Source organism: Kumtagia ephedrae (assembly GCF_003012745.1).
Taxonomy (GTDB): Bacteria; Pseudomonadota; Alphaproteobacteria; order Rhizobiales; family Rhizobiaceae; genus Kumtagia; species Kumtagia ephedrae.
Genome location: NZ_PXYK01000004.1, coordinates 30,942 through 44,756 on the forward strand (window position 1 = coordinate 30,942; position 13,815 = coordinate 44,756).

The window sequence follows — 13,815 nt, forward strand, 5'->3', positions numbered from 1 at the left end:
TCTGCCGGCGCGGCCGTTCCTTTCGAAAGGGCCGCCGCCGCGCCTGTGTTCATCACAGCCGAAAAACCCATCCCCATCCAATAGATTCAATCAGGCCGTCCGATACCGGAATGCTATCGCTCGTCGAGGGACACCGCTCATGCAGCCATGCCCACGCGGTCAGCCGATCCGGGCCTGCCGCCGGCGTCGCAGAACCTGCCGCAGTCCGCCCAGCCACACCGCCAGGATGAGGATCAGGCCGCTGACCATGCCCTGCCAGAACGAGGACACGCCGCTCAGCGTCAGCCCGTTCTGGATGACGCCGAGGAACAGCACGCCGATCATGGTGCCGAACACCCCGCCCTCGCCGCCGGTATAGGCGGTGCCGCCGATCAGCACCGCCGCCAGCACGGTGAGCAGCAGCGTCGGATCGATCTCGGCGGAGGCCGAGGTCAGGCGTCCGACCTGCACGACGCTGCCGAGCCCGGCCATCAGGCCGGCGATGACGAAGACGAGCAGCATGATGCGCTTGACGTCGATGCCGTTGAGGCGCGCGGCTTCCGTGTTAGCGCCGATGGCATAAAGCGCTCGGCCGAACGCCGTGTAGCGCAGCACGCCGCCGGCGATCAGCAGCAGCGCCAGGTCGAAGACGAGGATGATCGGAACGGCACCGATGTTGCCGTTGACGAAGGCGCTGATCGGCGCGAAGCCGGGCGAGGAGAACACGCTGATGCTGCCGCCGTCGTTGACGATCAGGGCAAAACTCTGGAACATCGACAGCGAGCCGAGGGTGACGACGAAGAACGAGATTTTGAAGTAGCTGATCAGCGTGCCGTTGATCGCTCCAAGAAATCCGCCGAACAGCAGCGCCGCCGGGATCGCCACATAGGCCGGCATGCCGGCGACCAGCAGCAGGCCGAGCACCATGGCGCAGGCCGCCGTGGCGCTGGCGACCGCCAGGTCGATGGCGCCGGCGATGACGACAAAAGTCGCGCCGATCGCCAGGACGAAGACGACGCTGTTCGACTTCACGATGTTCATGAGGTTGGGCCAGGTCAGGAACACCGGCTGCGTGGCCGCCACGATCGCTGACACCAGCAACAGGCTGAACAGGGCGCCGGCGTAGCGGTTCTGCAGGATCTGCTGGAAGATCGGCGCGGCCGGCCGGCTTCGCTCCGTCATGACCGCACTCCTCGCATTCGTGGCTGTCATTCTAATTCCTCGTATCGATCGTCGGCGTGCGCCCTGCTGCCGGTGCCGGCGACGGCGACATGCGCGATCGCCTCCTCCGTTGCCTCGTCGCGGTTGAACTCCGCCGCCAGCCCGCCCTCGAAGAACACGGCGATGCGGTCGCAGATGCCCAAGAGCTCGGGCAGTTCGGAGGAGATGACGACGACGCCCGCACCTGCCTCGGCAGCGTCCTGCAGCATCCGGTAGATCTCGCTCTTGGCGCCGACGTCGATGCCGCGCGTCGGTTCGCTCAGCACCAGCACGCTGGGCTGCCGCGCGAAGGTCCGCCCCAGGATGACCTTCTGCTGGTTGCCTCCCGACAGGGTGGCGATCGCCACGGCGGGAGACGCCGCGGCCACGTGGTATTTCTTGACCGCGGCCTCTACCTGCGAGCGCTCGCGGCGCGTGTCCAGCAGGCCGGCCCGGCACAGCCGATCCATCCAGGCCAGCGAAAAATTCTCGAGCACGCTGCGCACCAAGAGCAGGGCCGACGATTTTCGGTCGTCGGGGACGAAGCCGATGCCTGCGGCGATGGCGCTGCGCGGGTCGCCGAGACGCACCGGACGGCCGTCGACCTCGACTTCGCCAGCACCGGGGATCGCGCCGCCGAGCGCCAGGCCGAACTCGGACTTGCCCGATCCGACCAGGCCGGCGATGCCGACGATCTCGCCGCGCCTTACCTCCAGCGAGGTCGGCCGCAATATGCCGGCCGGCGTGTGCAGGTCGCGGATGCGCAGCACCCGGTCGCCGACAGGGATGGAGCGCTTTCCGTAGAAGTCGTTGATCTCGCGGCCGACCATCAGCCGCACGAGCTGGCTTTCCGTCGCCTCCGGCAGGGCGACGGTGGCGACGAGATTTCCGTCGCGCAGCACCGTGGCGACGGAGGACACCGCATAGATCTCCGGCATCCTGTGGGTGATCATTAGGATCGCCATGCCCGCGTCGCGCTCCTGGCGCACGCGCTCGAGCAGCCGCGCCGTGGCGGCTTCGGACAGCGAGCTGGTGGCCTCGTCGAGGATCAGCAGGCGGGCATTGGCCGAGAGCGCGCGGGCAATCTCCACCTCCTGCCTGAACTCGACGCTGAGGTCGCCCACCCGCGCATGCGGCGAGACATGGACATCGAGCCGCGCCAGCGCCAGCGCCGCGTCCTCTTCCAGCCGCGACCAATCGACGAGGCCGAGGCGGGTGCGCGGCAGGCGACCGAGGAAAATGTTCTCCGCCACCGTCAACGTCGGCGCCAGCGTCAGCTCCTGGCTGATCATGACGATGCCCATGCCGAGTGCGGCCGCCGGGCTGTCGATCGTGCACTCCCGGCCGTCGACGAAGATGCGGCCTTCATCCGGCTTCATCATGCCGGCGATGATGCGCGACAGCGTCGATTTTCCGGAGCCGTTCTCGCCGGTCAACGCATGGACCTCGCCCGGCCGGATGGTCAGGCTGACATCGTTCAGGGCGCGCACGCCGGGGAAGCTCTTGCTTATGCCCTCCACCCGGACGAGTTCGGCCGCACCGGCGCGGGGCGGAGGCGGTGCGTCGGCCGGTTCGCAGCGCTGCTCGACGACGGCCAGGCTCATGCGGCCCGCCCGCGGATCAGGTCCGCCGCCTTCTCGCCGATCATGATGGTGGCGGCGTTGGTGTTGCCGGACACCAGCGTCGGCATCACCGAGGCGTCGGCGACGCGCAGTCCCTCGACGCCACGCACTTTGAGTTCCGGGTCGACCACCGCCATCTCGTCGGTTCCCATCTTGCAGGTCCCGACCTGGTGCGAGACGCAGCCGCCGTTCCGCCTGAGATAGGCCTCGATCTCCGCGTCGGTCGCGGTCGGCGATCCCGGCAGGTGCTCCTCGACGACGAAATCCGCCAGCGGCCGGCTCGCCGCCATGCGGCGGGCGAGCTTCAACCCCTCCACGGCGATGCGACGGTCGCGCTCCTCGGAAAAGTAGTTGGGCAGCAGTTTCGGCGTGTCGTCCGGCCGGGCCGAGCGCAACCGGATCTCGCCGCGGCTCAGCGGCCGCACCGGGCACAGGAAATTGGCGAAGCCGGAGAACTTGAACAGCCCGTCCTCATAATAACCGCCGCTGAAGGTCTGGAACAGGAACTGCAAGTCCGGCGACGCGGATTCCGGCAGCACCTTGGCGAACAGTCCGGCCTGCCCCGCCGGCACCGACAGCGGGCCGCCGCGCGTCAGCAGCCAGCGCAGGCCGACCTTCAATTGCCGGAAGCGGCTCAGCATCACGTCGTTCATGGTGATCGGCCGGTTGCATTTCCAGGTGATCTGGCCGCCGTAATGATCCTGCAGGTTCTTGCCCACACCCGGCAGGTGGTGCAACCACTTGATGCCATGGCTCGCCAGGTCCTCGGCGTCGCCCAGCCCCGACAGCATCAGCAGATGCGGCGACTTCACCGAGCCGGCGGCCAGGATAACCTCGCGCCGGGCATTGACGCGCATCGCGGTCCCGCCACGCCTGAACTCGACGCCGCTGGCCCGTCGGCCCTCAAACAGGATGCGTTCGGCGTGGGCGTCAGTCGCCACCGTCAGATTGCGGCGCGCCATGGCCGGCCGGAGATAGGCGGTGGCGGCGGAGGCCCGCCTGCCCCGCCTCACGGTCGCCTGGAAATAGCCGGCGCCTTCCTGGACGGGGCCGTTGAAATCCTCGTTGCGGGAAATCCCCTGCGCCGCGGCCGAGCCGATGAAGGCGTCGCAGAGCGGGTTGCGCTCGGTGAGATTGGTCACCGACAGCGGGCCGCCCTTGCCGTGATAGCGATCGGCGCCGTTCTCCTGGTCCTCGGCGCGTCGGAAATAGGGAAGCACGTCGTCGTAGGACCAGCCGGCATTGCCGAGCTGGCGCCAGTGGTCGAAATCCTCCGCCTGGCCGCGAATGTAGATCAGGCCGTTGATCGACGAGGAGCCGCCCAAAACCTTGCCGCGCGGCCAATAGATGCGGCGGCCGTCGAGCGCCGGATTGGGCTCGGTCTCGAACTTCCAGTTGACGCGCGGATCGGTGATGGTCCTGCCGTAACCGACCGGAATGTGAATCCAGAAGCTGGAATCCTTGCCGCCCGCCTCCAGCACCAGCACGGTGCTCCTGCCGTCCTCGCTGAGGCGTGCCGCCAGCACGCAGCCGGCGGAGCCGGCACCGACGATGACGTAATCGAACATCTGCCCGTCGAGCACGGAACGCCAGCTCCCAATCATGCCTTCGCCATCGGCCGTCCGCCGCGCATCGTTCCGGGGTCGCCTCAGGCCGCCTTGCCGCGGATCATGTCGGCCGCCTTCTCGGCGATCATGATCGTCGGGGCGTTGGTGTTTCCCGACACCAGCGTCGGCATGATCGACGCGTCGACCACCCGCAGCCCGTCGACGCCATGCACCTTCAGCGCACTGTCGACCACCGCCATCGGGTCATTGCCCATCTTGCAGGTGCCGACCTGGTGGGCGATCGACAGTCCCGTCTCCCTGGCATAGGCGAGCAGTTCGTCGTCCGTCCGTACGGCCGGACCCGGCGCGTATTCGGCGACGATATGGGCGGCGATCGCCGCCTTCTCGGCCACGCGGCGCGACAGCTTCATCGCTTCGACCAGCACGCGCCGGTCGGTTTCCGCCGCCAGGTAGTTGGGCTGCATCAGCGGCGTGTCCTTCGGATCGGCCGAGCGCAGCGCGAGCCTGCCGCGGCTTTCCGGCCGCACCGGGCAGACGACGTTGGCGAAGCCGGAGAATTTGTGCAGGCCGGCATCGTATTCGTCGTGGCTGAAGGTCTGGAACAGGAACTGGATGTCGGGCGTCTCGACATGCGGCCCGGATCGGGCGAAGGCGCCGACCTGCGCGGCCGATATGGTGAGCGGCCCGGTGCGGAACAGCATGTATTGCAGCCCCGCCTGCACCTGCCGCAGGGGGCTGCGCATGATGTCGTTGACGGTGAGCGGCAGCCTGCTCTTGTAGGTGATGATCGCGCCGTAGTGGTCCTGCAGGTTCTCGCCGACGCCGGGCAGGTCGTGGACGGGCGAGATGCCGAGCTCGGAGAGCTCGCCGGCCGTGCCGACGCCCGAAAGCAGCAGGAGTTGCGGGGAATTGATCGAGCCGCCGCTGAGGATCACCTCGCGCCGGGCCCGCACGGTGGTGCGCCGGCCGGCGCGCTCGAACACCACCCCGACGGCGCGCCGTCCGTCGAACAGGATGCGCTCGGCGAGAGCGTGGGTGACGATGCGCAGGTTGGGCCGCCGCTTGGCCGGCTTCAGATAGGCGACGGCGGCGGAGCAGCGGCGGGCATTGCGCGTGGTGATCTGGTAGTAGCCGACGCCCTCCTGCGAGGCGCCGTTGAAATCCTCGGTGCGCGGAATGCCGGCCTCGACCGCGCTGTCGATGAAGGCGTCGCACAGCGGGTTGCGCTCCTTGAGGTTGGAGACGCGCAGCGGCCCGCCGCTTCCGTGATAGGCGTCGGCTCCGTTCTCCTGGTCCTCCGCCTTCCTGAAATAGGGCAGGACGTCCTCGTAGGACCAGCCGGCATTGCCGAGCTGGCGCCACTGGTCGTAGTCGCGCGCCTGGCCTCGGATATAGAGAAGCCCGTTGATCGAGGAGGAGCCGCCCAAAACCTTGCCGCGCGCCCAGTACATCGGCCGGTTGGCGATCTCGGCGCCCTTCTCCGTCTCGTAGCGCCAGTTGAGGCGCGGATCGACGATGGTCTTGCCGTAGCCGATCGGGATATGTATCCACGGATTGCGGTCTGGCCCACCGGCCTCCAGCAGCGTCACCGACGTTCCCGCATCCTCGGAAAGCCGGCCGGCGAGCGTGCATCCCGCCGAACCCGCACCGACGATCACGAAATCGGTTTTAATGATCTCCACCGCATCAGCCATGAAAGGCGTCCGTCCTCCTGCCCAGACATCGGGCACCAACCGAAAATCCGGCCGGCATCCTTCGCCATGTCCCCACTGCGCCGGCCCGTTTCCAACGGCTACGCCGTGGCGGGCCTTCAATCGTTGTGATGGTGAATGAAGCGGAGTTTACCCGGCAACTCCAATACAAAAGTTTGGGCCAATCCATACCGTCCCGGCATCGATTGCACCTCCAGGCCATCAATCTCATTATATGCACGGGGAGCGTGTGCCGCCGTCAGCCGGCCGCACCGGCGGTTTGCGCCCGAACCAGATCCAGGAACCTGTCAAGCGCCGGCAGCCCGTGGGCCGTGCGGTAGACCAGGGCCAGATCCAGCCCGACATCCAGCCCGCGCACCGGAACGAGCGCCAGCCCCTCCGGCCTGCGCCATTTCTGGCATTCGTTGATGAGAGCGACGCCGAGGCCGGTTGTGACCAGCGCCAGCATCTCGGCCTCGTTGTCGGCCTCGTGCACGATGTCGACAGCAACGCCGGCATTGAACAGGCCGCGGTGAAGCTCGTCGTAATAGATCGGGCTCTGACGCCGGTGGAACGAGATCAGCGGCTGTCCGGACAACTCCTTCACGTCGACAGCCTGACGGCCGGCCAGGGCCGAGTCCGACTGCACGGCCAGCAGCACCCGGTGGCGCGCGACCGGCAGCGTCGTCAGCAGCGGGTTGTTCGTCGCCGGATTGTAGAGAAAGCCGGCGTCGATCCGGCCGTCCTGGATGGCTTCCAGCTGGTCCAGCGTCGACATCGACCGCAGCACCAGTTGAACGTCCGGGCTCAAGCGCCTGAATCCCATGATCACTTCCGGGATGGTGCCGCTCCATGCCGCGACCTCGATGAAGCCGAGCTTGAGCATTCCCGCCTCGCCGCGGCTGACGGCCTGCGTCTCGCTCACCGCATGGCCGAGGTCGAGCATGATCTTGCGGCAGTAGTCGAGAAAGGTCCGTCCCGCCGCCGAAAGCCGCACGCCACGCGGCAGGCGCTCGAACAGCGTCACGCCCAGTTCGGCCTCGAGCATCTGGATCTGGCGGCTCAGCGCCGGCTGGGCGATGTGGATCCGCTCCGAGGCGCGGCCGAAATGCTCGTCCTCGCCGACGGCGATGAAATATCGAATTTGTCTCAGGTCCATGGCGATCGATAGCAATCCACTATCCAAACCGGCAAGCAATAATATTGGACCGTCCCCTCCGCCCCCCACTACCCCTTTGGCCAGTTTCAGACGCGCTGTGTCAGTCGCCTCGGGCAGAAGAAGCCGGGTTTCGCTGCGACGGAGCGCGAAACGGGATGTCCGATGCATTCTCCATTTCTCGCCTTCGCGGAACGCGCGACGACAAAGCCGGACGCGACGTTTCTGATCGCGCCGGCGAGCGCTGCCCTGCCTTATGCACCCGAGGGTTTTCGGGTTTCCTACGGCGAGGCGCTCGAATCCGTCGACCGGCTGCGGTCGCGCTTCGCCGATCCCGGCTATGGGGCTGGCTGCCGCGTTGCATTGCTGCTGGAGAACAGGCCGGACCTGCTCCTTCACTGGCTGGCCCTCAACGCGCTGGGCGTGTCGATCGTGCCGATCAACCCGGACCTGCGCCCGGCCGAGCTTGCCTACCAGCTCGACCTCGCCGGCGCCGATCTGCTGGTCACCTACGCCAGGGACGCGCCGGCGCTGCGTGCCTTCTCCGACCCGCGGGTACGGGTCATCGACACGACCGACGATATCCCGCCGGCCGGCACGCCGGCCGAGCGCCGGTATGGCGAGCCGCAGGACGAATGCGCGCTGCTGTTCACCTCCGGCAGCACCGGCAAGCCGAAGGGCTGCATGCTCTCCAACAGCTATTTCATGACGCTGGCGGACTGGTACGTGACCCAGGGCGGCATAGCCGAGGTCGAGGACGGCCGCGAGGTCGCGCTGACGCCGCTGCCGATGTTCCACATGAACGCGCTCGGCTGCACCGCGCTCGGCATGATCGTCAGGGGTGGCGCCATCGTGCCGCTCGACCGCTTCCATCCAAAACGCTGGTGGCGGACGGTGAAGGATTCCGAGGCGACGATCGCACATTTCCTCGGCGTCATCCCGGCGATCCTGCTGCAGCTGCCGGAGACGCCGGAAGAGACCGCGCACAAGGTGAAATTCGCGCTCGGCCCGGGCGTTGACGCCGCCCACAAGATCGAGTTCGAGCGGCGTTACGGCATCCCAATCGTCGAGGCCTGGGCGATGACGGAGACCGGCGGCCGCGCCACGACTACCACGGCTTGCGACGACTACACGCCCGGCCAGCGCTGCATCGGCCGGCCGCGCGAAGGCATGGAATACCGGATCGTCGGCGACGACGGTGCACCGGTTATCAGAGGAGAGCCCGGCGAGCTGATTGTGCGGGCCGAAGGCCCCGACCCGAGGGACGGCTTCTTCAGCGGCTACCTCAAGGAGGAGCAGGCGACCGAGGAGGCATGGACCGACGGCTGGTTCCGCACCGGCGATCTCGTCTTCGAGGACGACGCGGGACTGCTCTACTTCTTCGACCGCAAGAAGAGCATCGTGCGCCGCAGCGGCGAGAACATCGCCGTCCTCGAGGTCGAGGCGGCGCTGACAGGCGACGAGACGCTGAAAGCGGTGGCCGTCACGCCCGTCCCGGACGAATTGCGCGGCGAGGAGGTGTTCGCCTTCTTCGTCACGGCGAATGGTCGCCATAGCGATCCCAGGACGACGGCCGAGGAGATCGTCCGCCAGGGCGCGGCGCGCCTCTCCTATCACAAGCTGCCGGGCTACGCCGCCTTCGTCGACGAGCTGCCGCTCGGCTCGACCCAGAAACTGCAGCGCGGCGAGATCAAGGCGATGGCCGCCGATCTGGTGCGGCAAGGACTGGCCATCGATCTCAGGGATTTCAAGACGGCGCTGCGCAAGGGCGAAGGGCAATGAGCGCGGCGGACATCCGGATATGAGCCGATGAACGGGACAGGGGCAGCAAAAAGCAAGCGGCAATCCTACGACGGCGTCGTCGCGACTGTCCCCGTCACCGTGCCCTATCAGCGCTATTCGATCGAGAGCGGCCAGTGGTGGATCGGCCGGGCGCTGCGCGCCCTCGCCGACGGCGCCGGGATCAGCCATCGCGATTTCGACGGGTTTTCCGTCGCGAGTTTTTCCATCGCGCCGGACAGCGCCGTCGGGCTGACCCAGCATTTCGGCTTGTCGCCGCGCTGGCTCGACACGATCCCGATGGGCGGCGTCTCCGGCATCCTGTCGCTGCGGCGCGCGGCCCGCGCCGTGCAGGCGGGCGATGCCGACATCGTCGCCTGCGTGGCCGGCGACACCAACCATGTCGACACGTTTCGCAAGACGCTGTCGAATTTTTCCCGCTTCGCCCAGGACGCCGTCTATCCCTACGGCGCCGGCGGCCCCAATGCCAGCTTCGCGCTGATCGCCCGCAACTACATGAAGCAGTTCGGCGCCCGCCGCGAGGATTTCGGCAAGCTGTGCGTCGCCCAGCGCGACAACGCGCTGCGCAATCCCCACGCGCTGATGAAGAAGCCGCTCACCCTCGACCAGTACCTTGCGGCACGGCCGATCGCCGAGCCGATCCACCTGTTCGACTGCGTCATGCCCTGCGCCGGCGCCGAGGCTTTCCTCGTCATGCGCGAGGAGACTGCACGCGCCCTCGCTCTGCCGGCGGCAAAAATCCTTTCCACCATCGAGCGCCACAATGCCTTCGCCGAGGATCCGATCCAGGTGCGCGGCGGCTGGGCGCAGGACGCGGGCGAGCTCTACGCCATGGCCGGGATCGCCCCCGCCGACATCGACGTGGTGCAGACCTATGACGACTATCCCGTCATCTCGATGATGCAGTTCGAGGATCTCGGCTTCTGCGAAAAGGGTGAAGGCCCGGATTTCGTCCGAAAACACAGCTTCACCATAAACGGCAGCTTTCCGCACAACACGTCGGGCGGCCAGCTGTCGGTCGGCCAGGCGGGGGCGGCCGGCGGCCATCTCGGTATCGTCGAATGCATGCGCCAGGTGATAAAAATAGCCGGACCGACGCAGATCGACGGCGCGCGGATCGGACTGGCGTCGGGCTTCGGCATGATCAACTACGACCGCGGCCTCTCCGCCGGCGCCGTGATCTTCGCGGGGGACCGCGCATGAGCAAGCCGATCGCCAAGCCGAAGCGCAAGAACCCGCTGGAGCGCACCCGTGAGCCGCTGCTGCCGCCCGCTCCCCGCAGCCGAACCGCGCACGGCCTGACCCGCGCGGCGGCGGAAGGCCGCTTCGCCATCCAGCGCTGCGCCGAATGCCACGCCTTCACCTACCCGCCGCGCGACGCCTGCCCGCGCTGCCTGAGCGACCGGCTGCCGTTCGTCGATGCGCCCACCGGCGGCGTGCTGGCGGCGCTCACCACCGTGCATGTGACGGCCGACAGCTATTTTCGCGAGCGCCTGCCCTGGCGGACCGGGATCGTCACGCTCGACTGCGGCCCGCAGGCGATCGCGCACGTCCATGGCGACTGCGCCGAGGGCGAGCGGGTGAACATGTCGCTGCAACTCGACCGCGGCGGCCAGGCCGCGCTGTTCGCAAACCCCATTTCGAGGACGCCAGACATGCAAGACGATTTGCAATGGCGGGAGATGACCGCCGATCCAAACCAGCGGCGCGTCCTGATCACCGACGGCCGCAATCCTGTCGGCCAGGCGCTCGCCAAAACCCTGGCGGAGGCCGGCGCGCGCGAGATCTTCGTCGGCGTCGGTGAGCAGTGGAAACCGTTTCCCAACGAAGAGGCGCTGCGGCAGATCGGCGGCGTCAAAATCGTGCCGCTCGACCTGACCGACGAGCGGTCGGTCGCCGACCTCGCCACCGATATCGGCGCCAAGGTCGACATCCTGATCAACACGACCGACCATATCCGACCAGGACACCTGTTCGATGCGGGCGCCACGCTGCGCATAGGCGAGACGATGGAGCAGACGCTGTTCGGCGCGATGCGGCTCGCCCGTGCCTTCGCGCCGGTGATGATTGCCCGCGGTGCCGACGGCCGGCATGGCGCCGCCGCCTGGGTGAACCTGCTGTCGGTCCATGCGCTCGCCAACCTGCCGGCGCTGGGCAGCCTGTCGGTGTCGCATGCCGCCTGCCTGTCGCTGTCGCATTGGCTGCGGGCGGAGCTGGCGCGCGGCGGCGTCAAGCTCATGAACGCCTTCTCCGGCCCGCTCGACACCGAATGGTTCCAGACCCTGCCGCCGCCCAAGGTGGCGCCCGCCGCGCTCGCCACAGCGGTGGTCGACGGCCTGCGGCGCGGGCTGGAGGAGGTCTATGTCGGCGACGTCGCCAACGACATCAAAACCCGCCTGACGGCAAATCCGAAAGCGCTCGAACGGGAGATCGGCCAATGACCGCCGCAGCCGGCCCCGGTCCTACCGACCTGCTCGGAAAGCTCGCCGCTTCGATCGCCGGCGGCGGCGTGAAGCTGGTCGACCTCACCCATACACTCTCCCCGGACTTCCCGACCATCGTCATGCCGCCGGAGTTCGGGCAATCCGCCCCGTTCCGCATGGAGCGGATATCGCGCTACGACGGCGACGGCCCTGCCTGGTACTGGAACAACATCTCCTTCGGCGAGCACACCGGCACGCATTTCGACGCGCCGGTGCACTGGTTCACCGGCAAGGATTTGCCGCTCAACACGGTGGACACGCTGCCCACCGCCGACATGCTGGCGCCCGCCTGCATCATCGACTGCGCGCGCCAAGCGGCCGAGGACGCCGATTTCCTGCTGACCCGCCAGGATGTGCTCGACTGGGAAGCGCGGCACGGCCGTGTCCCGTCGCGCAGCTGGGTGCTCATGCGCACCGACTGGTCGAAGAAGACGGGCCGCGACTACGCCAACCTGACCGACGACGGCGCGCACACGCCCGGTCCGGACGCCGAGGCGATACGCTGGCTGGTCGAGGAGCGCGGCATCATCGGCTTCGGCACCGAGACGATCGGCACCGACGCCGGCCAGGCAGGGCATTTCGACCCGCCCTACCCCGCCCATCATTTTCTGCACGGTGCCGGCCGCTACGGGCTGCAATGCCTGACCAATCTCGACCTCTTGCCTCCGGTCGGCGCGCTCGTCTTCGCCGCGCCGCTGAAGATCCTGCACGGCTCGGGCAGCCCGCTAAGGGTCGTCGCGCTGGTCGGCGGCTGAGCGGCGGGAGGACAATCGGATGGTGAAGACAATTCGGAAAGGTCGGCAGACATGAACGCCTACAGCAACGACTTCGCCCTGCTCGGAGAAGCCAGCCGGGCGTTCCTCGCGCAGGAGCACCAATTGCGGATCGGCGGAAAACCCGTCGCCTCCACCGGCGACGCAACCGTGGCGCTGATCGATCCGAGCTCGGGCAAAGAGGTCGGCCGTGTGCCGGAAGCCAGCGCGGCGGATGTCGACGCCGCCGTGCTCGCGGCGCGCGCGGCGCTGGAAAGCGGGCCGTGGCCGCGCATGCGCCCCTATGAGCGCGCCCACGCCATGGCGAAGCTCGCCGAGCTGATCGAGCAGAACGGCCGCGAGCTGGCCGAGCTGGAGACGGTGAACAGCGGCCGGCTGATCGGCGCCACGAAACTCATCGACGTCGAATTCTCCGCCCATGTCCTGCGCTACATGTCGGGTTGGGCGACCAAGATCGAGGGGCGCACCGTCGACATCTCCGCCCCCTACATCCCCTCCGGCGAGTTCTTCTCCTTCACCACCCGCGAGCCCGTCGGCGTGGTCGCCGGCATCGTGCCGTGGAACGTGCCGCTCTGCCAGGCGGTGTGGAAGCTGGCGCCGGCACTGGCGGCCGGCTGCACCGTTGTGCTGAAGCCGGCCGAACCGACGCCGCTGACCGCGCTGCGGCTGGCGGATCTCGCGCTGGAGGCAGGATTCCCCGCCGGCGTCGTCAATGTCGTCACCGGCTCCGGCGCGGGCACCGGGGCGCATCTCGTCAGCCATCCCGGCATCGACAAGATCTCCTTCACCGGCTCGACCGCCACCGGCAGGCTGATCGCCGCGAGAGCGGCGGTGGCGTTCAAGACATACAATCTCGAGCTCGGCGGAAAGTCGCCGGTCGTCATCATGCAGGATGCCGACCTCGACAAGGCGATCCCCGCCGCCGCCTGGGCGATCTTCGCCAATCACGGCCAGAACTGCTGCGCCGGCTCGCGCCTCTACGTGCACCGCTCCATATTCGACAAGGTCATCGAAGGCGTCGCCGAGATCGCCCGGTCGATCCGGCTGGGGCCCGGGCTCGACCCCGACACCCAGATGGGACCGCTGGTCAGCAAGGCGCAGCAGGAACGGGTGCTGGGTTACATCGAGGCCGGCAGGCGCGACGGCGCCACCGTGCTGACCGGCGGCGAGGCCCTCGACCATCCGGGCAGCTATGTGCGTCCGACCGTGCTGGTCGACACGACGCAGGCCATGAGCGTGGTGCAGGAGGAAATCTTCGGCCCGGTGCTGGTGGCGTCGCGCTTCGCCGACGAGGCCGAGGCGCTGAACCTCGCCAACGATTCCCGATACGGCCTCGGCGCCAGCGTCTGGACCCGCGACATCAGCCGCGTCCACCGCTTCATCAGGGGTTTCAAGGCCGGCAACGTCTGGGTCAACGTCCACAACGTGCTCGACGCGGCCCTGCCCTTCGGCGGCACCAAGAATTCCGGCGTCGGCCACGATCTCGGCGAGCAGTCGGTGCTCGACCACACCAGGATCAAGGCCGCGGTCATCAGCCTGTAGG

General features: G+C 67.9%; 10 protein-coding genes. 5 read left to right on the plus strand and 5 right to left on the minus strand.

Annotated elements, in window-relative coordinates; all coding sequences use genetic code 11:
• Positions 1 to 159 precede the first annotated feature (159 nt).
• From C7I84_RS04870 to C7I84_RS04890, 5 genes are all read right to left on the minus strand, one after another.
• Positions 160 to 1,161 (minus strand): ABC transporter permease, encoded by a 1,002-nt coding sequence (locus tag C7I84_RS04870; RefSeq protein ID WP_207770966.1) that lies wholly within the window; start codon positions 1,159 to 1,161, stop codon positions 160 to 162.
• 26 nt (positions 1,162 to 1,187) lie between these two features.
• Positions 1,188 to 2,783, minus strand: coding sequence for a sugar ABC transporter ATP-binding protein (locus C7I84_RS04875; RefSeq protein ID WP_106771038.1), 1,596 nt, complete (start codon positions 2,781 to 2,783; stop codon positions 1,188 to 1,190).
• The gene (locus C7I84_RS04880) at positions 2,780 to 4,405 is read right to left on the minus strand and encodes a GMC family oxidoreductase (protein ID WP_106771039.1); all 1,626 of its coding nucleotides are present in this window, start codon (positions 4,403 to 4,405) and stop codon (positions 2,780 to 2,782) included. Before C7I84_RS04880 ends, C7I84_RS04875 begins: the two co-directional genes overlap by 4 nt.
• 44 nt (positions 4,406 to 4,449) lie before the next feature.
• Complete coding sequence (locus C7I84_RS04885) at positions 4,450 to 6,063, minus strand: GMC family oxidoreductase (RefSeq protein ID WP_106771040.1); 1,614 nt, start codon at positions 6,061 to 6,063, stop codon at positions 4,450 to 4,452.
• Positions 6,064 to 6,319: 256 nt separating this feature from the next.
• The gene (locus C7I84_RS04890) at positions 6,320 to 7,219 is read right to left on the minus strand and encodes a LysR substrate-binding domain-containing protein (RefSeq protein WP_207770967.1); all 900 of its coding nucleotides are present in this window, start codon (positions 7,217 to 7,219) and stop codon (positions 6,320 to 6,322) included.
• Between the two features lie 162 nt (positions 7,220 to 7,381).
• Between C7I84_RS04890 and C7I84_RS04895 the strand changes: the two genes are divergently transcribed.
• The 5 genes from C7I84_RS04895 to C7I84_RS04915 are packed head-to-tail and all read left to right on the plus strand — an operon-like array spanning position 7,382 to position 13,814.
• Entirely contained in the window at positions 7,382 to 8,998 is a 1,617-nt protein-coding gene (locus C7I84_RS04895; protein WP_106771042.1) for an AMP-binding protein, read from the plus strand.
• Positions 8,999 to 9,025: 27 nt separating this feature from the next.
• Positions 9,026 to 10,219 (plus strand): thiolase family protein, encoded by a 1,194-nt coding sequence (locus C7I84_RS04900; RefSeq protein WP_106771043.1) that lies wholly within the window; start codon positions 9,026 to 9,028, stop codon positions 10,217 to 10,219.
• Positions 10,216 to 11,457: an SDR family NAD(P)-dependent oxidoreductase gene (locus C7I84_RS04905; RefSeq protein WP_106771044.1), complete on the plus strand. Its 1,242-nt coding sequence runs from the start codon at positions 10,216 to 10,218 to the stop codon at positions 11,455 to 11,457. Before C7I84_RS04900 ends, C7I84_RS04905 begins: the two co-directional genes overlap by 4 nt.
• On the plus strand, positions 11,454 to 12,254 hold the full coding sequence (locus C7I84_RS04910; protein WP_106771045.1) for a cyclase family protein: 801 nt from the start codon (positions 11,454 to 11,456) through the stop codon (positions 12,252 to 12,254). Before C7I84_RS04905 ends, C7I84_RS04910 begins: the two co-directional genes overlap by 4 nt.
• Before the next feature lie 51 nt (positions 12,255 to 12,305).
• Complete coding sequence (locus tag C7I84_RS04915) at positions 12,306 to 13,814, plus strand: aldehyde dehydrogenase family protein (RefSeq protein ID WP_106771046.1); 1,509 nt, start codon at positions 12,306 to 12,308, stop codon at positions 13,812 to 13,814.
• The last annotated feature ends 1 nt before the right edge of the window (position 13,815 follow it).